This window comes from Klebsiella sp. JN_Kp121, assembly GCF_040062145.1.
GTDB lineage: Bacteria > Pseudomonadota > Gammaproteobacteria > Enterobacterales > Enterobacteriaceae > Klebsiella > Klebsiella aerogenes.
In genome coordinates this window covers 1-20,669 of sequence record NZ_JBEAHX010000016.1, presented here as the reverse complement: position 1 = coordinate 20,669, position 20,669 = coordinate 1, and the positions used below count along the sequence as shown (strand labels likewise).

The following is a 20,669-nucleotide window of genomic DNA, read 5'->3' as shown; positions in this document are numbered from 1 at the left end:
GAGGAAAATGCGCCCTCGCTCACGCGCCATTATTGCCCCCTCTTTCCACGATGCTAAAAGCGCACGTTTTGCATTTAGCTTCGACGCCAAAACATGAGCATACCCACAATTATCCCATGGCTATATTACTAACCGCTGGCAAGTAATTAGCATCTTATTAACATTCATCTCCCGCCGATAAATAGCCTAAAAAAGCGCCATATCATCATAAAAATCAATACGCATAAAACAGAACGAACAGATAAACAGAAGGCTAAATAAGGCTAAATCACAGAGTAAAAACCTAAAATATCCATCCTCACGGATTTAAATTTCACTTCTTTCCCCATTCCCTATAGTGAACCCCGAACGCCGCTTCCGCGTGTTGATGCCGTTACGCGGACGGTTTTCCCGAATAACAAAACCTGTTCTGGAGGAAATCACGATGGGTGATGCATTGGGGCTTATCGAAACCAAAGGTCTGGTGGCCTGTATTGAAGCAGCGGACGCGATGTGTAAAGCCGCCAACGTCGAACTGATCGGCTATGAAAACGTCGGCTCTGGCCTTGTCACCGTGATGGTGAAAGGCGACGTCGGCGCGGTAAAAGCGGCTGTGGATTCCGGTGTGGAATCCGCGCAGCGCATCGGCGAAGTGGTGACCTCGCTGGTCATCGCGCGTCCACATAACGACATCAACAAAATCGTCATTAAACACAAGGCCTGAAGGCCAGGAGAACACAAATGGGTGATGCATTAGGTCTGATTGAAACCAAAGGTCTGGTGGCCTGCATTGAAGCGGCGGATGCGATGTGTAAAGCCGCCAACGTCGAGCTTATCGGCTATGAAAACGTCGGCTCCGGTCTGGTCACCGCGATGGTGAAAGGCGACGTCGGCGCGGTGAAAGCAGCGGTGGATTCCGGTGTGGAATCGGCGCAGCGCATCGGCGAAGTGGTGACCTCGTTGGTTATCGCCCGTCCGCATAACGACATCAACAAAATCGTCTCGCATTACAAAATTGCGGACTAACGGAGAAACCTGATGAAAGAAGCGCTTGGTCTTATCGAAACCAAAGGTCTGGTGGCCTGCATTGAAGCCGCGGACGCGATGTGTAAAGCCGCCAACGTCGAGCTTATCGGCTATGAAAACGTCGGTTCCGGCCTCGTCACCGCAATGGTGAAAGGCGACGTCGGCGCGGTCAACGCGGCGGTCGACTCCGGCGTGGAAGCGGCGAAACGCATCGGCGAAGTCGTCAGCTCTCGCGTCATTGCGCGTCCACATAACGACATCGAAAAAATCGCGGCGCAGCACAAAGCATGACCTGACAGGGCGCGCCCCGTCTCCACTCTTTTCGTCTGATGAAGGATAGACTCATGATTGAACTGGATAACGATTTGCAATCCCGGCAGAACGCGCGGGAACTGGTGCGCAACGCCAAAAAGGCGCAGGCGATTCTGGCCACCTTTTCGCAACAGCAAATCGACGCCATCGTGAAAAACGTGGCCCAGGAAGCAGCGCACCACGCCGAAGCGCTGGCGAAAATGGCCGCGGAAGAGACCGGTTTTGGCAACTGGCAGGACAAAGTGCTGAAAAACCGTTTCGCCTCGCTGCGCGTCTACGACGCCATCAAAGATATGAAGACCGTTGGCATCATTCATGACGACCCGGTAAAAAAAGTGATGGACGTGGGCGTGCCGCTCGGCGTGATTTGCGCGCTGGTCCCCTCAACTAACCCAACCTCTACGGTTATCTACAAAGCGCTGATCGCCCTCAAGGCCGGTAACGCCATTATCTTCTCCCCGCATCCGGGCGCGCGTCAGTGCAGCTGGAAGGCGATTGAAATCGTCAAACGCGCGGCAGAAGCGGCCGGCGCGCCGGCAGGCAGCGTCGACGGCATCACCCAGTTAACGCTCGAAGCCACCTCCGAACTGATGCACAGCAAAGACGTGTCGCTGATCCTCGCCACCGGCGGCGAAGGCATGGTGCGCGCGGCCTACGCCTCCGGCACCCCGACCATCAGCGGCGGCCCGGGTAACGGCCCGGCGTTTATCGAACGCAGCGCCGATATCCACCACGCGGTGAAAGATATCGTCACCAGTAAAACCTTCGATAATGGCGTGATCTGCGCCTCCGAACAGTCGATCATCGTCGAACGCTGCATTTACGACGAGGTCCACCGCGAGCTGGAAGCGCAGGGCGTCTACTTCATGAATGAAGATGAGGCGGCGAAAATGGCGGCGCTGTTGCTGCGTCCGAACGGCACGATCAACCCGAAAGTGGTAGGCAAAACCGCGCTGTACCTCAGCCAGATGGCGGGATTCTGCGTCCCGGCCAGCACTAAAGTACTGATCGCCGAACAGACCACCGTATCGCCGAAAAACCCCTACTCGCGGGAAAAACTGTGCCCGGTACTCGGCCTGTACGTGGAAGAGGACTGGAAAGCCGCCTGCCACCGCGTGGTGGAGCTACTGACCAACGAAGGACTCGGCCATACGCTGGTGATCCACACCCGTAATCAGGACGTCATCCGCCAGTTCAGCCTCGAAAAACCGGTCAACCGCATTCTGATTAATACTCCGGCGGCGCTCGGCGGGATCGGCGCGACCACCAACATCTCTCCGGCGCTGACTCTCGGCTGCGGCGCGGTCGGCGGCGGCTCCAGCTCCGACAACGTCGGCCCGATGAACCTGCTCAATATCCGCAAAGTCGGCTATGGCGTGCGTTCGATTGACGAGCTTCGCGCGCCGGGCAGCCGCCCTGAGCCCCAGCCGACCATCGTTACTCCGGCGAGCGATCCGCAGCGCAGCATTCTTGATGACGTGCGTTTCAACGCCCCGGCCAGCGCCGCGCCAGCGTGCACTGCAGGCAACGATGACCGTTTCGCCAGCGCAGGCGCCGCCAGCATGGAAGGTGAAATCAACGAACAAAACGTGGAACGCGTTATTCGCCAGGTGCTGGAGCGCCTCGCTAAGTAACGCACTGATATAAGGCGATAAACGATGATTCTCGCAAAGGTAACCGGCCATGTCGTCGCCACGCAGAAATGCGATGAGCTACGCGGCAGCAACCTGCTGTTGATCACCCGCTTAGATGACAAACAGCAGCCGATGAAAGACCAGACCTGGGTTGCCGTCGATAACGTCGGCGCCGGCATGCACGACATCGTGCTGGCGGAAGAGTACTTCGCGCTCAATAAAGACCGCTACAAAGCGATGTCGGTGGTCGCCATTGTCGAGAACGTGTTTCGGGACGCCTAACAGGAGTGAGTAGCCCAATGAGTGAATTTTTACTGAAACCGCGGATTTGCTTCGGTCAGGACGCCCTCTCGGTGCTGAACGAACTTTCCGCCCGCAGCGTGCTGCTGGTGACCGATAAAGCGATGGTCAAGTTTGGTCTCGCCGAGCGCGTCACCGCCCTGTTGCGCCAGCGCGGGATCGCCTGGCAGATGTGGGAAGACGTGGTGGCGGATCCGGATATCGCCACCGTAGTGCGCGGCATGAAGTTAATGGATAACCACTACCCGGATCTGGTTATCGCGCTCGGCGGCGGTTCGGTAATCGATGCCGCCAAAGCGGTTATTTTCTCCCTGGCGCAAACCCGTCCGCAGACTGACCGCCCGCGTCCATGCTTTGTCGCTATCCCAACCACCAGCGGTACCGGCTCGGAAGTCACCGCCTTTTCGGTGGTGAAAGCCAACGCGGAAAAGCTGGTACTGGTGGATGCGTCGCTGCTGCCGGATATCGCCATTCTTGACCCGTCGCTGGTGGCTTCGGTGCCGCCGGCGATTACCGCCGACACCGGCATGGACGTGCTGTGTCACGCCCTTGAGGCCTACGTCTCCCGCGCCGCCAGCGACTTTTCCGACGCGCTGGCGGAGAAAGTGGTGCAGCAGGTATTTCGCTATCTGCCGACCTGCTGGCGCAGCGGCGACAACCTGCTGGCGCGCGAAAAGATGCATAACGCCTCCTGCATGGCGGGGATGGCCTTCACCAACGCCTCGCTTGGGATAACCCACAGCCTGGCCCACGCCCTCGGCGGCGTCTTCCGCGTGCCCCATGGCCGCGCCAACGCCCTGTTGATGGCGCAAGTCGTCGCCTGGAACGCCGATTTCGACGGTCAGTGCGACACCCTTGCGGCAACGAAATATGCCCGTCTGGCGCATCTGCTGGATCTGCCTGCCGCCTCGCCGCGCCAGGGCGTCGCCAGCCTGCTGGTCGCCATTCAGGCTTTAAAAGAAGAGATGAGCATGCCCTCCGGCATTAGCGACACCGGCATTGAGGCGGCTGAATTCGAACGCCGTTTGCCGGAGATGGTCGGCCAGGCGCTGCGCGATAGCTGTACCCCTACCAACCCACGCGCGCCGGATGCTAACACGTTAACCGAGCTTTATCGCCGGGCCTGGTCCGGTCATCCCGTACAGGGCCACTGATAACAAGATTTGGAGAACCTTACCCATGGCACACTACAGCTTAACGCCGCGCGTCAAAGTGCTGGCAGACCGTTTACGCTCGCAGGCAAGCACCCTGTGCACCGAGCACGCCGCGATCCTCAGCGCGCTGGATAGCGATATCGCGGGCATTCCCGCCGCCGTCAAACCGGCTCGCCGTTTCTATGAACTGATGCGCCAGCTGCCGCTGACCATCAGCGCCGACGAACTGATTGTCGGTAACCAGACCCGTAAACCGCACGGGGCGATTTTCCATGATGAAAGCGCCGCGCATCGCCCATCCGTATTCCAGTTCCTCAACCTCAACAGCGATCTCGATTCACCGGACTACAACCTGGTCGTCGAAAAAGGCGTGCTGGCGATTAAGCACCAGTTGGAAGAGAAAACCCGCGCCCTCGGCAGCGCGGTCAGCCGCAGCGGGATGGATGAAGTCAACGGCTGTCGCGCCGCCATCTACGCCTGTGACGCCCTGTTAGCGCTGGCGCAAAATCTGGCCACTAGCGCCGAACAGCTGGCGGCCGCGGAAACCAATGCTTATCGCAAAGCCGAGCTGCTCGATAGCGCGGCCATTCTGCACCACGTTCCGGCCCATCCGGCGCGTAATTTTAAAGAAGCCTGCCAGGCGTTCTATCTGTTCCAGCTGGCGCTACAGCTGGATAACGGCAGCTATGCGGTTAACCCGCAAGGGGCGGATAAAGCGCTACTGCCTTACTTCCAGCGCGATATCAACAGCGGCGCGCTGAATACCCAGCAGGCCTATGAAATCGTGGAGTGCCTGTGGTTCAAGCTGGCTGAACTGAGCGAAGTCCGCGCCGCCTGCGCCATTGACGGTTATCCGATGCTCGACGCCATGCTACACGGCGCCGCTTTTGACAACGCCGAAGTGAACGAACTCTCGGCGATGTTTATCAGCGCCCAGCGCAACCTCAGCGCGCTGAATCTGCCGGTGCGTCTGTTTAGCGGCGTACAGCAGGTCAGCCACGCGCCATTCGCCGCCTGCGCCGACACGCCGGCGATGGAAGGCTTAACCCCGCGTATGCAGCGCCTGCGTAACCACTACCTGACGGTGCGCCCGAGCGTCTCTATCTATCGCGCGCTGGCCTTTACCGAAGTGGTCAAAGCCAACCCTGGCATGCCGACCATTCTGCTACGGGCGAAAGCCTTCCGCCACGCCTGCGAAACCGCGCCGATTCTGATTCAGGACGATGAGCTGATCGTCGGCCATCCGTGCGGCAAGCCTCGCGCGGGCGCCTTCTCGCCGGATATCGCCTGGCGCTGGGTGCGCGACGAGCTCGACACCATGAGCACCCGCCCGCAGGATCCGTTTGAAATCAGCGAAGCGGATAAAAAAACCATTCGCGAAGAGATCGTCCCGTTCTGGGAAGGCCGTTCGCTGGACGAGATTTGCGAAGCGCAATACCGTGAGGCCGGCGTCTGGGCCTTCAGCGGCGAGACCTTCGTCAGCGATCTCTCCTATCACCAGATTAACGGCGGCGGCGATACCTGTCCGGGCTACGACGTGCTGCTATTCACCAAAGGGATGAACGGCATTAAAGCCGATGCCAAAGCGCATCTGGCCAGCCTGAGCATGGAAAACCCGGAAGATATCGACCGTATCTACTACTACAAAGCGGCGATTGAAACCTGTGAAGGGGTGGTCAACTACGCCCGCCGCATCGCCGCCCACGCCCGCGAACTGGCGGCTAAAGAGCAAAACGCCCAGCGCCGCGCCGAGTTGCTGACCATCGCCGACGTCAACGAAAACGTGCCGGCCAATCCGCCGAAGACCTTGCAGGAAGCGCTGCAGAGTATCTGGACCGTCGAATCACTGTTTGAAATCGAAGAAAACCAGACCGGGCTGTCGCTGGGGCGCGTCGACCAGTACTGCTACCCGATGTTCGAAGCCGATATCCGCGAAGGCCGCCTGACCCACGACACCGCGCTGGAGCTGCTGCAGGCGTTCATCATCAAATGCGCCGAACTGATGTGGATGTCGAGCGAGCTGGGAGCGAAATATTTCGCGGGTTATCAGCCGTTTATCAACCTCACCGTTGGCGGCCAGAAACGTAGCGGCGGCGATGCCTGTAACGACCTGACCTATCTGATTATGGACGCCGTGCGCTTCGTGAAGGTTTACCAGCCGTCGCTGGCCTGCCGTATCCACAACCAGTCGCCGCAGAAATACATGGAAAAAATCGTCGACGTGGTGAAGGCGGGAATGGGCTTCCCGGCCTGCCACTTCGATGACTCCCACATCAAGATGATGCTGCGCAAAGGCTTCGATTTTGAAGACGCCCGCGATTACTGCCTGATGGGTTGCGTTGAGCCGCAGAAATCCGGGCGCATCTACCAGTGGACCTCCACCGGCTACACCCAGTGGCCTATCGCTATCGAGTTCGTGCTCAACCGCGGGCGGATGGTGCTGTTCGATAGCTATCAGGGGCTGGACACCGGCGACCTGCGCGACCTGCGCACCTTCGACGAATTCGATGCGGCGGTGAAACAGCAGATCGCCCATATCGTGCGCCTGTCGGCCATCGGCACCGTCATCAGCCAGCGCGTCCACCGCGATGTGGCGCCGAAGCCGCTGATGTCGCTGCTGGTCGAGGGCTGCATGGAGAGCGGCAAAGATGTCGCCGCCGGCGGCGCGATGGTCAACCACGGTCCGGGGCTGATTTTCTCCGGCCTGGCGACCTACGTCGACTCAATGGCGGCGATCCGCAAGCTGGTGTTTGAAGAGAAGAAATACACCCTTGAGCAGATCCGCGATGCGCTGCTGGCCAACTTTGAAGGTTACGAAGCGCTGCGCCGCGACTGCCTGAACGCGCCGAAATACGGTAACGACGATAACTACGTCGACCAGTACGCGCTGGATATTACCGAATGGACCGAGAAAGAGTGCCGTAAGTACAAGATGCTCTACTCAACCCTCAGCCACGGCACCCTGTCTATCTCCAACAACACGCCAATCGGCGAGCTGACCAACGCCACGCCGAACGGCCGCCTGGCGTGGATGCCGCTCTCCGACGGCATCAGCCCAACCCAGGGCGCGGATAAACAAGGCCCGACGGCGATTATCAAGTCGGTCAGCAAGATGAACGTGGAAACCATGAACATCGGCATGGTGCACAACTTCAAGTTCCTCAAAGGGCTGCTGGATACCCCGGAAGGACGCCACGGCTTGATTACCCTGCTGCGTACCGCCTCGATTCTCGGCAACGGCCAGATGCAGTTCAGCTACGTCGATAACGAAGTGCTGAAGAAGGCGCAGCAAGAGCCGGAGAAATACCGCGACCTGATCGTTCGCGTCGCTGGCTACAGCGCCTACTTCGTTGAGCTGTGCAAAGAGGTCCAGGACGAGATCATCAGCCGTACGGTGATTGAGAAGTTCTAGTTCTCTTAAAGAGAATTAAATGAGCTGTATTTGAGAAATAACCGGAAGTTCTCCGTCCCGTAACGGGACGGAGCGGGAGGCAAGCGTGATCGCAAAACAAGAATTAACGGGCCGAATTTTCAATATCCAGAAATATTCGATCTATGACGGCGATGGCATTCGCACGCTGGTGTTTTTTAAGGGCTGCAACATTCGCTGCCCGTGGTGCGCCAACCCGGAAGGGCTGAACAGCCAGTTCCAGGTGATGTTCTCGCACGACAAATGCATTAACTGCGGCGACTGCGTCAGCGTCTGTCCGGCGGGTATTCATTATCGGGCGGAAGAGAACGGCGAAATGAAGCACTTCGTCAACCGCAATAAAGACTGCATCGGCTGTCGCAAATGCGAAGAGATTTGCACCCAGAACGCGCTGGACATTATGGGCAAGGACGTCACCGTCAGCGAGCTGATGGAGATCATCATGCAGGACTACGACTTCTACATCTCCTCCGGCGGCGGCGTGACCATCGGCGGCGGCGAGATGAGCCTGCAGACCGATTTTGCCGTCGCCTTATTCAGCGAATGCAAAAAAATGATGATTAACACCGCCGTCGAAACCCAGGGCACCACCCCGCTTGCCAACTACCAGAAGCTGGCGCCGGTCACCGACACCTTCTTGTTCGACATAAAGCAGATTAACAGCGAACACCACAAAGCGATGCTCGGTATCGGCAACGAAGGGATCCGCCGCAATCTCGAATGGCTGGTGGATTCCGGCGCCAACGTCATTGTGCGTATGCCGCTCATTCGCGGCTACAACGACTCATTCGACGCCATTACCGGCGCCATTGATTACGTACAGAAGCTGGCGAAGCGTGGAAATATCCGCCGCATCGACATGCTGCCGTACCACCAGTTGGGACGCAAAAAGTACGAACGCCTGGATATGCCCTACCCGATTACCCAGGACCCGTCTTATACACCGGACGAACTGGACCGGCTGGAAACCTTCTTCCAGCAATTTGATTTTGATATTCGCTTAGTCCGCCATTAACAGGAGCCGACCATGAAAAGTTTAGGCGTAATTGAAACGCGAGGATGGGTCGCCGCCATTCAGGCCGTCGACGCCGCCTGTAAAGCTGCGGGAGTGACCTGCATTGGCTATCGCAAACCAGGCTCCGGGCTGGTGAGCGTCTGCTTTGAAGGGGAGATCAGCGCCATCCACACCGCCATTGAACGCGGCGTGGCGGTCGCAGGCGCCGAGCACACCGTGAAGTCGCTGGTGATTGCCCGCCCGGAGCGCTGCGTGGTTGAAGCGTTAAGCAACCTCAAAGGCAACCCGCCGCGCGAGCAAAAAAAGGCCGAACCGGTGGTTATCCCCGCCCCGGAACCTATCGTCCCCCCTGCCGCCCCGAACGAAACGGAAGATAAACATCCGGCGCTGAAGAAAGGGAAGAAGTCATGATCGACACCCTGGTTCGCGAAAAAATCGCCGCCCGCCTGAGCGCAACGGCGCCGGCGATCCCGGTGGGGATCTCCAACCGCCACGTCCATCTCGCGCAACAGGACGTCGAGGCGTTGTTCGGCAAAGGCTACAGCCTGACGCCGTTTAAACCGCTGCGCCAGCCGGGGCAGTTTGCCGCCCAGGAGTGCGTGACCGTTGTCGGGCCGAAGGGCTCGCTGACCAACGTCCGTGTCCTCGGGCCGACCCGCCCGGTTTCGCAACTGGAAGTATCGCGCGCCGACTGTTTCACGCTCGGGATTAAGGCGCCAGTTCGTGAGTCCGGCCAGCTGGAGAATGCCGGTAGCGCGCTGCTGATTGGGCCCGCTGGTCACGTTGAACTCCATTCGCAGGTGATCTGCGCCTGGCGGCATATTCACATGTCGCCGCAGGACGCGCGCCGACTCAACGTTAGCAATGGCCAGAAGGTCAGCGTGCGCAGCAACGGCGAGCGCCAGCTGACTTTCGATGAAGTGGTGGTGCGGGTGCGCGATGACTTCGCGCTGGAGTTTCATATTGACACCGAAGAAGCCAATGCCGCCGGGTTGAAAAACGGCGCGCAGGTGACGCTCATCGGCTAACGGAGGCTCGCCATGACCGACGAACAGATTGAAGGTTTAGTCGCGCGGATTTTACAGCGCCTGCAACCGCCGGTACTGGTGATGGTGACCGCCGCTGACGGCTATCGCGCGGCTATCCGCCAACGCCTGGCGGGAAGCGGCTATCCGCTACGCCTCGCGCTGGAGGATGGCCTCGCTGACGCCGCCGCGTGGCGGGAGGTCGGGGAGATAATTCCCTCTTCTGCCTGGCAGGATGCCCTGCCGTCAGCGCCGTGGCGGGCGGTACTGCTGCCGTTTCTCGATTATCCGCTGGCTTCAGACCTGCTGAACGGCACGCTCAGCAGCCCGCTCGCCCGCTGCGCACACGAGGCGCTGCTGGCGGGTATTCCCGTGCTGGCGCTGCGCTACCACTGCGATCCGCTCAGCGAACTCAACCAACTGCGCGGGGCGCAGGCCGACAGCGCCTATGCCGGGCATCTGCAGGCCACGCTGGCTCGTCTGGAAGCCTGCGGCGTCTTCCTCGGCACCATGAATGAGCTGCTGGCGACGCTGGACGCGCCCACCGCGCCTGCCGCCGCCAGCAGCGAACCGCGCCGTTATCTCACCGTCACAGACGTGGTGAATAATCCGGCGCTGGCGGCGGCCCCGCACGCGCAGCTGACCGATGCGGCCATTGATTATTTAAAAAACAGAAAGATATGACCTTACCCAACTATGAACCTGGAGCTTAACGATGTCTTCGAAAACAAAATGCTGGTTATGGATGCTGCTGGTTATCCTCTCCGAAACCTCGGCAACCTCGACGTTAAAAATGTTCGGTAACAGCGAAGGCAGCACAAAAATGCTGCTGCTCGTATTGCTGATTGCGCTCTATTGCACCTGCTATTACTCGCTCTCAAGGGCGGTGAAAGATATCCCGGTCGGCCTGGCGTACGCCACCTGGTCCGGCACCGGTATCCTGGTGGTCTCGACGCTGGGAATGGCATTCTACGGCCAGCATCCGGATACCGCCGCCATCATCGGCATGGCGGTGATCGCCAGCGGCATCGTTATCATGAACCTGTTCTCGAAAATGGGTTCCGAAGAGAGCGAAGAGGCTGCGCCCGTCACGCCAGTCGCCTCCATGGATAAAAAAATCGCCAACTAACAGGAAAGGAACACCCTATGTTTAATCTCGGATTTTTATGGCTGGCGCTGTCTATCGGCTCCGAAATCACCGGCACCTCGATGATCAAAAAAACCAACGGTTTCAGCAAACTGGCGCCTTCGGTGCTGGTGGTCTGCGCCTACGGCCTGTGCTACTTCGCCCTCACCCGCGCGATGAGCACCATTCCGGTGGGCGTAGCCTACTCGCTGTGGTGCGGCTTCGGTATCGTCGGCGTCACCATCTGCTCAATGATCCTCTATAAGCAGAAACCGGACCTGGCGGCCATTATCGCCATGGCGCTGATTATTTCTGGCGGCGTGATCATGAACGTCTTCTCGACTATGTAATCGAAGCAGGTTTACCCCGCCGTGATTTCGTGGCAGGATAAAAAGATGAACAGAAACGTTATCGTTACCTACCCCCGTCGTTGGTGGCTGCCTGCATAACAGGCGGCACGATACACGTTTCCATTTTCAAAGCCGCCGGAAGGCGGCTTTGTTATTTCCAGGACGTCTTTCGGCTGAACAGTCTGATAAGGAGTCCCTGATGAACCATCCACAAACCATCCTCACCGGCGACCGCCCGACCGGCCAACTACATCTTGGCCACTACGTCGGTTCGCTGCGCCAGCGCGTCGCGCTGCAGCACGACCACCAGCAGTTTATCCTGATCGCCGACCTGCAAGGGCTCACCGATAACGGCAGCAACCCGCAAAAAATCAGCCACCATATCCTCGAAGTCATGGCCGATTATCTGGCCGTCGGCATCGACCCCAGGCTCACCACTATTTGCCTGCAGTCCGCTCTGCCCGCGCTGGCGGAGCTCAGCGCGCTGTATATGAATATCGTCACCGTCGCTCGCGTGGAACGTAATCCGACGGTAAAAAATGAGATAGCCCAGAAGGGATTCGCCCGCTCGCTGCCGGTTGGCTTCCTCGCCTATCCGATTAGCCAGGCCGCCGATATCACCGCCTTCAAAGCCGAGCTGGTGCCGGTGGGCGACGATCAGCTACCGATGATTGAGCAGACCAATGAAATCGTTCACAAAATGAATAGCCTCACCGGCGAACCGGTACTGCGCCACTGCAAAGCGTTACTCAGCGAAGTGAGCCGCCTGCCGGGCATCGACGGTAATGCCAAAATGTCGAAATCGCAGGGCAATACGCTGACGTTATCGGCCAGTGAAGAGGAGATTCACCGCGCGGTCAGCGCGATGTATACCGACCCGACACACCTGAGAGTCAGCGATCCGGGGCATGTTGACGGCAACGTGGTGTTCACCTATCTCGACGCTTTCCATAGCGATAAGGCGCGGGTTGCCGAGATGAAAGCCCACTATCAACGCGGCGGGCTGGGCGATCGCCAGTGTAAGAATGAACTGGAAACCTGCTTGCAGGAGCTACTGGCGCCGATCCGCGAACGCCGGGCTACCTACAGTCTGGATAAAGCAATGCTGCTGGAATTGTTGCGCCAGGGTAGCGAACGCGCCCACCAGCTCACGCAGCAGACGCTGCATGAAGTGAAGCGCGGGCTGGGGCTGCCGGTACTGTTTTGAGCTTCAGAGCCCTGCCCCGGTCGCGCTACGTTTACCGGGGCTCGGTTTTATACCCTGCCTTTGTGCATTTTCACGCAGTTGCGCCCCTCGCGTTTGGCGGCGTACAGCGCATTATCGGCATCGCGCAACAGCAGGTTGTAATCGGGATGGCCGGAGTGCACGGCATAGCCAATGCTGGCGGTGATCGGGATCTGCGTGTCGCCGCCAACGTTAAACGCCAGTTGGCTAATTTTCTTGCGCAGGCGGTCGAGGATGGTAAACGCCTCTGACACGCCGGTCTCCACCAGCACCAGCAGAAACTCTTCTCCGCCGTAGCGGAAGATATAGTCGCTGGAACGGATATTATCGCTGAGCAGTTCCGCGACATGTTTAATCGCCCTGTCGCCGACCATATGGCCCCAGTTATCGTTAATGCCTTTGAAATGATCGATGTCGATGATCGCCACCGTCATCGGCAGCTCATGCTCCATTGCCAGCGTCACTTCATGCTTCAGCACTACCGGCAAATAGCGGCGGTTAAGTAAGCTGGTTAACGCATCTTTGCCATTTTGCATCTGCGACAAGCTGCTAAAAATCACCCCCAGTTGGCTGCCTATTTGCTGGCAATGAATATGGATCCCCTGAATCAGGTTTTGTGTATTTTTATAATCCATGACAGAGGCGGATGCCCGCCAACCTATTAATAAGTCGTCGACCTGCGAAATTAATGCGGCGATTTCGTCCATCTGGCTATTTTTGTTAAAATAGCGTACGCATTTATGGCGGAACCAGAGACCAAATTCCGATTCAGATAATAACGTAGCGTTAGTATTTGCTTTATTTTCGCTAACAATATTAAAAATCGCCGTATTTTCCCAACCGGAAAGCGCCGCTTGCTGTTTGCCATATTCCATCGGGACATTGTCCATCAAACTATACAGGCGATAAGCCTCTTCGTTTTTGGTCGCCCGATAGTGCGATAAGGTATAGGCATGGCACATCATCTCAACGGCCATATTAATCGCCATAATAGCGTAATAGATGGCATCGACGGCAATCGGGCGGTCGTTAACGTGGCTGCGGATATACTCGATAAGCCCGGCCTTAATCTGCCGGGCGCCGCGCAGCACCGCCTCTGCCGGGATGCCGATCCGCGCGTGGATGCTGCCAATCTGATATTGGCGTTCCGCCAGCGCCGGCAACTGCGCTTTGTCGCTGGTCAGGATCTCCTTCACCCATAGCGCCAGCGAGCGGCTCAGTCGCTCCTGAACTAAATCATAAGTCAGGTGGCGAGCAATATCCGGATCCTGAAAAATAAAATCATAAAACCGGGCCGCTAACGCTTCCGATTGCTCCTCTGCGATATTTTTAAGTACCTCCTTAACGGCTGGCGTCAGGCTGTCATACAGCGGTAGCCACTCCTTAAAAATAACAGAGATATATTTTTTGCTTTCATCGTTCATGAATAAAGCGCTCGCCGGGCGTTAGTCTATTTCGGGGTTGCCGATCATACATGAGTTGCCGCTGGTCAACCAGACGAAGAAAATCATAGGGATAGCGTAGTTCTCAGCCATTACAATGAGGGGTTCGCAATTCCATAGTTTATATATGGACTTTGCCGCTACCAATGTTAGTATCCAGATTATAAATATGCGTGTTTCATTTAAGGCCAGGATTGCTGATGATGACCACTCTAAAAGCACATCTTCCCCACCGGTTGGCAACGTAACAGGATTTTGCGCCGGACGGCCTTATCTCCCCTTTTTTATCGTCCCGCCGGGCGAAATAGCGAAACGCGCACCACTCAGCAATATGGAACAGAGCGAGTCGCGTATGGATAAGAACAAACGACGTTGGACCGGGTATATCGTAGTTGCAGCGGTGGTTATCGCCGCAGCATGGTGGATGTTGCGCCCGGCCGGGCTCCCGCCGGGCTTCGCCGCCAGTAATGGCCGCATCGAGGCGACGGAAGTCGATATCGCCACCAAAATTGCCGGGCGTATCGAGACGATTCTGGTCAAAGAGGGGCAGTTCGTCCATAAAGGCGATGTGCTGGCGCGGATGGATACGCGGGTACTCAATGAGCAGCGCCTGGAAGCCGCCGCGCAAATCAAAGAAGCGCAAAGCGCGGTTGCCGCCGCCAATGCGTTACTCGACCAGCGGCAGAGCGAAATGCGCGCCACCGAAGCGGTGGTGAAGCAGCGCCAGGCGGAGCTCGATTCCACCGCTAAACGCCACGTCCGTTCCAGTACCCTTTCGCAACGAGGCGCCGTCTCCGCTCAGCAGCTGGATGACGATCGCGCGGCCGCTGAAAGCGCCCGCGCGGCGCTGGAATCGGCGAAAGCGCAGGTCTCTGCCGCCCGCGCCGCCATTGAAGCCGCCCGTACCAGCATTATACAGGCTAAAACCCGCGTTGAAGCCGCCGAAGCGACCCATCGGCGGATCCTCGCCGATATTGACGATAGCCAACTAAAAGCGCCGCGCGACGGCCGCATCCAGTATCGCGTTGCTGAGCCAGGCGAAGTGCTGGCCGCCGGAGGGCGGGTATTAAACATGGTCGACCTGGCTGACGTCTATATGACGTTCTTCCTGCCAACGGAGCAGGCGGGCCTGTTGGCGCTCGGCAGTGAAGCGCGCTTGATCCTTGATGCCGCGCCAGAGCTGGTGATCCCGGCAAATATCAGCTTTGTCGCCAGCGTCGCGCAATTCACGCCAAAAACGGTAGAAACCAGCGACGAGCGGCTCAAGCTGATGTTCCGCGTCAAGGCGCGCATTCCGCCAGAGCTACTGGAGCAGCATCTGGAATATGTCAAAACCGGCCTGCCTGGGATGGCCTGGGTACGACTGGATAAGCAGAAAAGCTGGCCTGAAGCGCTGACGGTGAGGTTGCCGCAATGAAACTGACGCCGCAGGATACTTCGCCTCCCGTCGCCCTGCTGGAAAACGTTGGCCAGCAGTTTGGCGCCACCATCGCGTTGCGCGATATCAACCTGGCGATCCCGGCGCGGCGTATGGTTGGCCTGATTGGCCCGGATGGGGTCGGCAAATCAAGCCTGCTCTCGCTTATCGCCGGGGCGCGGGCCATCGAGCAGGGTAACGTGATGGTGCTCGGCGGCGATATGCGCGACGTTCGTCACCGCCAGCAGGTATGCCCGAAAATCGCCTGGATGCCGCAGGGCCTGGGGAAAAACCTCTACCATACACTATCAGTCTATGAAAACGTCGACTTCTTCGCTCGCCTGTTTGGTCACGATAAAGCCGAGCGTGAACTTCGTATCAACGAACTGCTGCAGAGCACCGGGCTGGCGCCGTTTCGCGATCGCCCTGCCGGTAAACTCTCCGGTGGAATGAAACAAAAGCTTGGGCTGTGCTGTGCGCTGATCCACGACCCGCAGCTACTCATCCTTGATGAACCGACTACCGGCGTCGATCCGCTCTCCCGCGCGCAGTTCTGGGATCTGATAGACAGCATTCGCCAGCGCCAGCCGGAAATGAGCGTGCTGGTTGCCACCGCCTACATGGAAGAGGCCGAGCGCTTCGACTGGCTGGTGGCGATGAACGCCGGCGAGATTCTGGCGACCGGTAGCGCGGCGGCGCTCAAAAAACAGACCGGTAGCCAGACACTGGAACAGGCGTTTATCGCGCTTCTGCCGGAAGCGCAGCGCCTGGCGCATAAAGACGTTGTCATCCCGCCGCGCGACAGCAGTGAGGAAGAGATCGCTATTGAAGCGCGCGGCCTGACCATGCGCTTCGGCAACTTTGTCGCCGTCGACCACGTTAACTTTCGTATCGCCCGTGGCGAAATTTTTGGCTTCCTCGGCTCTAACGGCTGCGGCAAATCCACCACCATGAAGATGCTCACCGGCCTGTTGCCCGCCAGCGAAGGCGAGGCCTGGCTGTTCGGCCAGCCGGTCGACCCGAAAGATATCGCCACCCGCCAACGAGTGGGTTATATGTCGCAGGCTTTCTCGCTCTATAGCGAACTGAGCGTACGGCAAAACCTGGAGCTGCACGCCCGCTTGTTTCACATTCCGGATCATGAAATAGCCGGCCGGGTCGCTGAAATCAGCAAACGCTTTATGCTGACCGAGGTTGAAGACGCGCTTCCCGCCGACTTGCCGCTGGGGATCCGCCAGCGCCTGTCATTAGCGGTCGCGGTAATCCATCGCCCGGAGATGCTGATCCTCGATGAACCCACCTCTGGCGTTGACCCGGTGGCGCGCGATATGTTCTGGCAGCTGATGGTCGACCTGGCGCGGCAGGATCGCGTCACCATCTTCATCTCCACCCACTTTATGAATGAGGCCGAACGCTGCGATCGCATCTCGCTGATGCACGCCGGCAAGGTGCTGGCCAGCGATACGCCGCAGGCGCTGGTTGAGCAACGTGGCTCAGCCAACCTCGAAGAGGCGTTTATCGCCTGGCTGCAGGAAGCGGCGGATGCCGCACAACCGACCGTTTCTGTCTCTACCACGCCCGCGCCGCCTGCTGTCGTATCACACCAGCAGAACGCGTCCCCACGCCAGTCATTCAGCCTGCTCCGCCTGTTTAGTTATAGCCGCCGCGAAGCGCTGGAACTACGCCGCGATCCGGTACGATCGACGCTGGCGCTGCTGGGGACGGTGATCCTGATGTTTATCATGGGGTATGGGATCAGCATGGACGTCGAGGATCTGCGCTTTGCCGTCCTCGACCGCGATCAAACTATCAGCAGCCAGAACTGGTCGCAGAATATCGCGGGCTCACGCTACTTTATCGAGCAGGCGCCACTGCAGAGTTATGACGAATTGGATCGTCGAATGCGTAACGGCGAGCTGGCGGTAGCGATAGAAATCCCGCCGAACTTTGGCCGCGATATCGCCCGCGGAACGCCGGTGCAAATTGGTGTCTGGGTGGACGGCGCAATGCCAAATCGCGCGGAAACGGTGCGCGGATACGTACAGGCGATGCATCTGGCCTGGCTTCAGGAGATGGCCGGGCAGCAAAGTAGCCCGAATCGTGATACTTCGCTCATTTCCATAGAGACCCGCTATCGCTATAACCCGGACGTGAAGAGCCTGCCGGCCATCGTCCCGGCGGTGATCCCGCTGCTGCTGATGATGATCCCGGCGATGCTCAGCGCGCTGAGCGTAGTGCGTGAAAAAGAGCTCGGTTCGATCATCAACCTGTACGTGACGCCGACCACCCGCAGCGAGTTCCTGCTCGGCAAACAGCTGCCTTACATCGTGTTGGGGATGTTTAACTTCTTTCTACTATGCGCTTTATCGGTCTTCGTATTTGGCGTCGCGCATAAGGGCAGTTTCCTGACCCTCACCCTGGCGGCTCTGCTGTATGTCACCATCGCCACCGGGCTGGGATTGCTGATCTCGACATTTATGAAGAGCCAAATCGCCGCTATTTTCGGTACCGCGATTATTACTCTGATTCCGGCCACCCAGTTCTCCGGGATGATCGATCCGGTGGCATCTCTGGAGGGGCCAGGTCGCTGGATCGGACAAATCTACCCGACCAGTCATTTCCTGACCATCGCCCGCGGCACCTTCTCCAAGGCGCTGAATATTAGCGATTTGTGGGTTTCGTTCATTCCACTATTGATTGCGGTGCCGCTGGTGCTCGGGCTGAGCGTCTTGCTGCTGAAAAAACAGGAGGGGTGATGCGCGGATTACGCAATATTTATAACCTCGGCGTCAAAGAGCTGCGCAGCCTGCTCGGCGATAAAGCGATGCTGGCGCTGATTGTGTTTGCTTTTACCGTGTCGGTTTACTCCTCGGCCACGGTAATGCCCGGCTCTCTGCACCTGGCGCCTATCGCCATTGCCGATATGGATAAATCACAGCTCTCATCGCGGATCATTAACGGCTTTTATCGGCCGTGGTTTTTAACGCCGGAGTTGATCAGCGCCGATGAAATGGATGCCGGGCTGGATGCGGGACGATACACATTCGCCATCAATATTCCGCCAAACTTCCAGCGCGATGTGCTGGCCGGTCGTCAGCCGGAGGTACAGGTTAACGTCGACGCCACGCGAATGAGCCAGGCCTTTACCGGCAACGGCTATATCCAGAATATTATCAGCGGTGAAGTGAACAGTTTTGTCGCCCGCTATCGCGACAACAGTTCGCTGCCGGTAGAGCTGGCGGTGAGGATGCGCTTTAACCCTAACCTTGAACAAGAGCGCTTCGGCGCGGTGATGGCGATTATCAACAACATCACCATGCTGGCAATTGTCCTCACCGGCTCAGCGCTTATCCGCGAGCGAGAGCACGGCACCATTGAGCACCTGCTTGTGATGCCGGTAACGCCGTTTGAGATAATGATGGCCAAGATCTGGTCGATGGGTCTGGTGGTACTGGTTGTCTCCGGGCTGTCGCTACTGCTGATGGTACAGGGAGTTTTGCAGGTACCGATTGAGGGGTCGATTCCTCTGTTTATGCTGGGGGTTGCGCTCAGCCTGTTCGCCACCACCTCCATTGGCATTTTTATGGGCACGCTCGCCCGTTCTATGCCGCAACTGGGGCTACTGATGATCCTGGTGCTGCTGCCGCTGCAGATGCTCTCCGGCGGATCCACGCCACGGGAGAGTATGCCGCAGCTGGTTCAGGACATTATGTTGACCATGCCGACCACCCATTTCGTCAGCCTCGCGCAGGCGATACTTTACCGCGGCGCCAGCTTTACCATCGTCTGGCCGCAGTTTTTAATTTTGTTCGCTATCGGCGGCGCTTTCTTTACCATTGCGCTGCTGCGTTTTCGCAAGACAATTGGTGAGATGGCATAAAACCTGGAGCAGGCGCTGCGCCGATGGCTTATTTTTGACGATTCATAAAGCGGCGCAGACCCCAGGTGAAGGCCATTGCCATACTGAAAAGGATGAATAGCAGCACAACCCAGCTGATAGAAATGCGTAGCAACGTGCCGGGCGTCATAAACGGCTGAAGATAAACGGTGAAAGAGTGGGCAGGCGATTTTCCCAGCAGTTGATAAGTGCTATCAGTAAGCCACACGCCAACCCGGCAGAACAGCCAGATAATCGCTGGCCAGCAGAGCAGAACCAGAAAGGTAAAGCGCTCCTGAATGTAAGTAACGATCTGGCGCAACGGCGGCCAGTTAAGCAGGATTTTCATTTATATTCTCATATTGCCAGCCGATGACCTGCAACATTCATCGCAAGGCATTCCGGGCAGCATCCATACAGGCAATCTACCCTATTTGTATATCAAATTTACCGTCACTTAAACCAGATCAAGTTAACAAAGTGTTAATGATGTATCGCATCAACACCAAAAAGAGTGGATAACCCTGTCGTTGGTGGAAATAAGCGGGAGGAGAGTATTAAGCGACGGGAATAAATTTTCAAGCCCACAACTGGCTGATTTTTATGGCTGATAGCAGCGCGCCATTATTTCGCCGCTGGGCAATATAATGGCGCGGAAATATAAGTGGGTGATTAATCGTAGCTGCTGATAATTATTTTCCTGTTTGCATCATTCGGTAAATTCACCGTTTGGGTAATCACCCCATGAGATGGGACTGCCATATTTTGCGTGTTAATGAGGTAAGTATTTTGCCCACAACGCTGTTGAGCTTTTTCGTTAATGATATTGGTGCTGCAGGTAGGTGTAGCCACACGCCCGGAGATCGTTAATGTAGCGGTATCAGCAGCGAATGCAGGCAAGCTCAATCCATAAGCTAATGTCAGAATCCCAATTAGCGGTTTTTTCATTGAATTTATAACCAGTTAACAGGATGAGAAATAAGCGATTTGCTTTCTATTTTTCTCCCTCAGGAGAAGTGATGCATTGATGTCATCACGCAGGAAAGATAATCCATATAATTAATAAGGACAATTATACTGAGAGCTATTAGTGTGATAGGTATTACTGATGTTAACGAACCAGGCGACCGGGCCGGATGTTTTCCCGGAGGCGGTGCTGCGCACCTTTTCCGGGCTACGGGGCTGTAGCCCCGGTAAGCGCAGCGCCACCGGGGAGATGGCTGCGCGTCTGGCCGCAAAACACCAAAACAAAAGGCCCGGTCTTCCGGCTGAGCCTTTCGTTTACGTTGATATGACAGCGGCTTTCCCCGGAGGCGGTGCTGCGCACCTTTTCCGGGCTACGGGGTCTGTAGCCCCG

Annotated in this window: 21 protein-coding genes; 18 read left to right on the top strand and 3 right to left on the bottom strand. The window is 57.5% G+C overall.

Features of this window, described 5'->3' with window-relative positions; translation table 11 throughout:
* The first annotated feature begins 424 nt into the window (after nucleotides 1–424).
* From ABLU86_RS17535 to trpS, 14 genes are all read left to right on the top strand, one after another.
* Nucleotides 425–703, top strand: a complete 279-nt coding sequence (locus ABLU86_RS17535) for a BMC domain-containing protein (protein WP_012542984.1) — start codon at nucleotides 425–427, stop codon at nucleotides 701–703.
* 17 nt (nucleotides 704–720) lie between these two features.
* The gene (locus tag ABLU86_RS17530) at nucleotides 721–1,005 is read left to right on the top strand and encodes a BMC domain-containing protein (RefSeq protein WP_002442227.1); all 285 of its coding nucleotides are present in this window, start codon (nucleotides 721–723) and stop codon (nucleotides 1,003–1,005) included.
* 12 nt (nucleotides 1,006–1,017) lie between these two features.
* Entirely contained in the window at nucleotides 1,018–1,296 is a 279-nt protein-coding gene (locus tag ABLU86_RS17525) for a BMC domain-containing protein (RefSeq protein ID WP_004146125.1), read from the top strand.
* A 53-nt stretch (nucleotides 1,297–1,349) separates the two neighbouring features.
* The gene (locus tag ABLU86_RS17520) at nucleotides 1,350–2,951 is read left to right on the top strand and encodes an acetaldehyde dehydrogenase (acetylating) (protein WP_045365299.1); all 1,602 of its coding nucleotides are present in this window, start codon (nucleotides 1,350–1,352) and stop codon (nucleotides 2,949–2,951) included.
* 24 nt (nucleotides 2,952–2,975) lie between these two features.
* On the top strand, nucleotides 2,976–3,233 hold the full coding sequence (locus ABLU86_RS17515; RefSeq protein ID WP_015368471.1) for a EutN/CcmL family microcompartment protein: 258 nt from the start codon (nucleotides 2,976–2,978) through the stop codon (nucleotides 3,231–3,233).
* Nucleotides 3,234–3,250: 17 nt separating this feature from the next.
* Entirely contained in the window at nucleotides 3,251–4,405 is a 1,155-nt protein-coding gene (locus tag ABLU86_RS17510; RefSeq protein WP_045358960.1) for a 1-propanol dehydrogenase PduQ, read from the top strand.
* A gap of 25 nt (nucleotides 4,406–4,430) precedes the next feature.
* The gene (cutC, locus tag ABLU86_RS17505; protein ID WP_100279243.1) at nucleotides 4,431–7,817 is read left to right on the top strand and encodes a choline trimethylamine-lyase; all 3,387 of its coding nucleotides are present in this window, start codon (nucleotides 4,431–4,433) and stop codon (nucleotides 7,815–7,817) included.
* Between the two features lie 85 nt (nucleotides 7,818–7,902).
* Nucleotides 7,903–8,850: a choline TMA-lyase-activating enzyme gene (gene cutD, locus ABLU86_RS17500; protein WP_046883381.1), complete on the top strand. Its 948-nt coding sequence runs from the start codon at nucleotides 7,903–7,905 to the stop codon at nucleotides 8,848–8,850.
* A gap of 12 nt (nucleotides 8,851–8,862) precedes the next feature.
* Entirely contained in the window at nucleotides 8,863–9,261 is a 399-nt protein-coding gene (locus ABLU86_RS17495) for a BMC domain-containing protein (RefSeq protein ID WP_063443545.1), read from the top strand.
* On the top strand, nucleotides 9,258–9,878 hold the full coding sequence (locus ABLU86_RS17490; RefSeq protein ID WP_015368476.1) for a phosphate propanoyltransferase: 621 nt from the start codon (nucleotides 9,258–9,260) through the stop codon (nucleotides 9,876–9,878). Before ABLU86_RS17495 ends, ABLU86_RS17490 begins: the two co-directional genes overlap by 4 nt.
* A gap of 12 nt (nucleotides 9,879–9,890) precedes the next feature.
* Nucleotides 9,891–10,559 carry a hypothetical protein gene (locus ABLU86_RS17485; protein WP_015704256.1) on the top strand — a complete coding sequence of 223 codons (669 nt, stop codon included), beginning with the start codon at nucleotides 9,891–9,893 and terminating at the stop codon, nucleotides 10,557–10,559.
* A 31-nt stretch (nucleotides 10,560–10,590) separates the two neighbouring features.
* Nucleotides 10,591–11,004 (top strand): multidrug efflux SMR transporter, encoded by a 414-nt coding sequence (locus ABLU86_RS17480; protein ID WP_015704255.1) that lies wholly within the window; start codon nucleotides 10,591–10,593, stop codon nucleotides 11,002–11,004.
* A gap of 17 nt (nucleotides 11,005–11,021) precedes the next feature.
* The gene (locus ABLU86_RS17475) at nucleotides 11,022–11,351 is read left to right on the top strand and encodes a multidrug efflux SMR transporter (RefSeq protein ID WP_004204123.1); all 330 of its coding nucleotides are present in this window, start codon (nucleotides 11,022–11,024) and stop codon (nucleotides 11,349–11,351) included.
* Nucleotides 11,352–11,550: 199 nt separating this feature from the next.
* Nucleotides 11,551–12,558: a tryptophan--tRNA ligase gene (gene trpS / locus ABLU86_RS17470; RefSeq protein ID WP_042896117.1), complete on the top strand. Its 1,008-nt coding sequence runs from the start codon at nucleotides 11,551–11,553 to the stop codon at nucleotides 12,556–12,558.
* A 47-nt stretch (nucleotides 12,559–12,605) separates the two neighbouring features.
* Here trpS and ABLU86_RS17465 read toward each other — a convergent pair whose 3' ends face one another.
* Nucleotides 12,606–14,000 carry a diguanylate cyclase gene (locus ABLU86_RS17465; protein WP_042896120.1) on the bottom strand — a complete coding sequence of 465 codons (1,395 nt, stop codon included), beginning with the start codon at nucleotides 13,998–14,000 and terminating at the stop codon, nucleotides 12,606–12,608.
* Between the two features lie 370 nt (nucleotides 14,001–14,370).
* Between ABLU86_RS17465 and ABLU86_RS17460 the strand changes: the two genes are divergently transcribed.
* The 3 genes from ABLU86_RS17460 to ABLU86_RS17450 are packed head-to-tail and all read left to right on the top strand — an operon-like array spanning nucleotide 14,371 to nucleotide 19,315.
* Nucleotides 14,371–15,435 carry an HlyD family efflux transporter periplasmic adaptor subunit gene (locus ABLU86_RS17460; protein WP_026612414.1) on the top strand — a complete coding sequence of 355 codons (1,065 nt, stop codon included), beginning with the start codon at nucleotides 14,371–14,373 and terminating at the stop codon, nucleotides 15,433–15,435.
* The gene (gene rbbA, locus ABLU86_RS17455) at nucleotides 15,432–18,191 is read left to right on the top strand and encodes a ribosome-associated ATPase/putative transporter RbbA (RefSeq protein ID WP_348796316.1); all 2,760 of its coding nucleotides are present in this window, start codon (nucleotides 15,432–15,434) and stop codon (nucleotides 18,189–18,191) included. Before ABLU86_RS17460 ends, rbbA begins: the two co-directional genes overlap by 4 nt.
* Nucleotides 18,191–19,315 carry an ABC transporter permease gene (locus tag ABLU86_RS17450; protein WP_042896124.1) on the top strand — a complete coding sequence of 375 codons (1,125 nt, stop codon included), beginning with the start codon at nucleotides 18,191–18,193 and terminating at the stop codon, nucleotides 19,313–19,315. The genes rbbA and ABLU86_RS17450 overlap by 1 nt, the downstream gene beginning before the upstream one ends.
* 28 nt (nucleotides 19,316–19,343) lie before the next feature.
* Here the strand turns inward: ABLU86_RS17450 and ABLU86_RS17445 are convergent, their stop codons facing one another.
* Both ABLU86_RS17445 and ABLU86_RS17440 read right to left on the bottom strand, forming a co-directional pair.
* Complete coding sequence (locus tag ABLU86_RS17445) at nucleotides 19,344–19,661, bottom strand: hypothetical protein (RefSeq protein WP_015704250.1); 318 nt, start codon at nucleotides 19,659–19,661, stop codon at nucleotides 19,344–19,346.
* A gap of 323 nt (nucleotides 19,662–19,984) precedes the next feature.
* A complete protein-coding gene (locus ABLU86_RS17440; RefSeq protein ID WP_015368485.1) occupies nucleotides 19,985–20,260 on the bottom strand; it encodes a DUF2574 family protein in 276 nt (91 codons plus the stop codon).
* Between the two features lie 160 nt (nucleotides 20,261–20,420).
* Here ABLU86_RS17440 and ABLU86_RS17435 point away from each other — a divergent pair.
* Nucleotides 20,421–20,669, top strand: a 249-nt coding sequence (locus tag ABLU86_RS17435) for a hypothetical protein (protein ID WP_348816978.1), incomplete at its 3' end; no start/stop codon positions are given.

Excerpts from the sequence above, each read along its gene's own strand:
- ABLU86_RS17460 (WP_026612414.1), top strand. The coding sequence starts at position 14,371 with ATGGATAAGAACAAACGACGTTGGACCGGGTATATCGTAGTTGCAGCG.
- ABLU86_RS17480 (WP_015704255.1), top strand. The coding sequence starts at position 10,591 with ATGTCTTCGAAAACAAAATGCTGGTTATGGATGCTGCTGGTTATCCTC.
- ABLU86_RS17490 (WP_015368476.1), top strand. The coding sequence starts at position 9,258 with ATGATCGACACCCTGGTTCGCGAAAAAATCGCCGCCCGCCTGAGCGCA.
- ABLU86_RS17475 (WP_004204123.1), top strand. The coding sequence starts at position 11,022 with ATGTTTAATCTCGGATTTTTATGGCTGGCGCTGTCTATCGGCTCCGAA.
- ABLU86_RS17445 (WP_015704250.1), bottom strand. The coding sequence starts at position 19,661 with ATGAAAATCCTGCTTAACTGGCCGCCGTTGCGCCAGATCGTTACTTAC.
- ABLU86_RS17450 (WP_042896124.1), top strand. The coding sequence starts at position 18,191 with ATGCGCGGATTACGCAATATTTATAACCTCGGCGTCAAAGAGCTGCGC.
- ABLU86_RS17465 (WP_042896120.1), bottom strand. The coding sequence starts at position 14,000 with ATGAACGATGAAAGCAAAAAATATATCTCTGTTATTTTTAAGGAGTGG.
- rbbA (WP_348796316.1), top strand. The coding sequence starts at position 15,432 with ATGAAACTGACGCCGCAGGATACTTCGCCTCCCGTCGCCCTGCTGGAA.
- ABLU86_RS17440 (WP_015368485.1), bottom strand. The coding sequence starts at position 20,260 with ATGAAAAAACCGCTAATTGGGATTCTGACATTAGCTTATGGATTGAGC.
- trpS (WP_042896117.1), top strand. The coding sequence starts at position 11,551 with ATGAACCATCCACAAACCATCCTCACCGGCGACCGCCCGACCGGCCAA.
- ABLU86_RS17495 (WP_063443545.1), top strand. The coding sequence starts at position 8,863 with ATGAAAAGTTTAGGCGTAATTGAAACGCGAGGATGGGTCGCCGCCATT.
- ABLU86_RS17535 (WP_012542984.1), top strand. The coding sequence starts at position 425 with ATGGGTGATGCATTGGGGCTTATCGAAACCAAAGGTCTGGTGGCCTGT.
- ABLU86_RS17525 (WP_004146125.1), top strand. The coding sequence starts at position 1,018 with ATGAAAGAAGCGCTTGGTCTTATCGAAACCAAAGGTCTGGTGGCCTGC.
- ABLU86_RS17520 (WP_045365299.1), top strand. The coding sequence starts at position 1,350 with ATGATTGAACTGGATAACGATTTGCAATCCCGGCAGAACGCGCGGGAA.
- ABLU86_RS17530 (WP_002442227.1), top strand. The coding sequence starts at position 721 with ATGGGTGATGCATTAGGTCTGATTGAAACCAAAGGTCTGGTGGCCTGC.
- ABLU86_RS17485 (WP_015704256.1), top strand. The coding sequence starts at position 9,891 with ATGACCGACGAACAGATTGAAGGTTTAGTCGCGCGGATTTTACAGCGC.
- ABLU86_RS17510 (WP_045358960.1), top strand. The coding sequence starts at position 3,251 with ATGAGTGAATTTTTACTGAAACCGCGGATTTGCTTCGGTCAGGACGCC.
- cutC (WP_100279243.1), top strand. The coding sequence starts at position 4,431 with ATGGCACACTACAGCTTAACGCCGCGCGTCAAAGTGCTGGCAGACCGT.
- ABLU86_RS17515 (WP_015368471.1), top strand. The coding sequence starts at position 2,976 with ATGATTCTCGCAAAGGTAACCGGCCATGTCGTCGCCACGCAGAAATGC.